Annotated in this window: 1 protein-coding gene; it reads left to right on the top strand. The window is 68.4% G+C overall.

The window, feature by feature from the left end:
* Positions 1–437, top strand: a 437-nt coding sequence (locus FQ705_RS02885; protein WP_144137951.1) for an AAA family ATPase, incomplete at both ends; no start/stop codon positions are given.

Below are 437 nucleotides of genomic sequence, written 5' to 3'. Positions count from 1 at the left end.
CGGGTTCGGACTTCGTCGAAATGTTCGTCGGCGTGGGCGCGGCCCGCGTGCGCGACATGTTCGAGCAGGCCAAGAAGCACGCACCCTGCATCGTGTTCATCGATGAAATCGACGCGGTCGGTCGCCATCGCGGCGCCGGCATGGGCGGCGGCAACGACGAGCGCGAACAGACGCTGAACCAGATGCTGGTCGAGATGGACGGCTTCGAGGCCAACTCGGGCGTGATCGTGATCGCCGCCACCAACCGTTCCGACGTGCTCGACAAGGCGCTGCTGCGCCCGGGCCGTTTCGACCGCCAGGTCTATGTCGGCCTGCCCGACATCCGCGGCCGCGAGCAGATCATGCGCGTGCACCTGCGCAAGGTACCGATCTCCAACGACGTCGACGCGGCCGTGCTGGCGCGCGGCACGCCGGGCTTCTCGGGTGCCGACCTGGCC

The sequence above is a fragment of the Paraburkholderia sp. BCC1884 genome (assembly GCF_900996225.1).
Taxonomy (GTDB): Bacteria; Pseudomonadota; Gammaproteobacteria; order Burkholderiales; family Burkholderiaceae; genus Paraburkholderia.
This window is presented reverse-complemented; position numbering and strand designations above follow the sequence as displayed.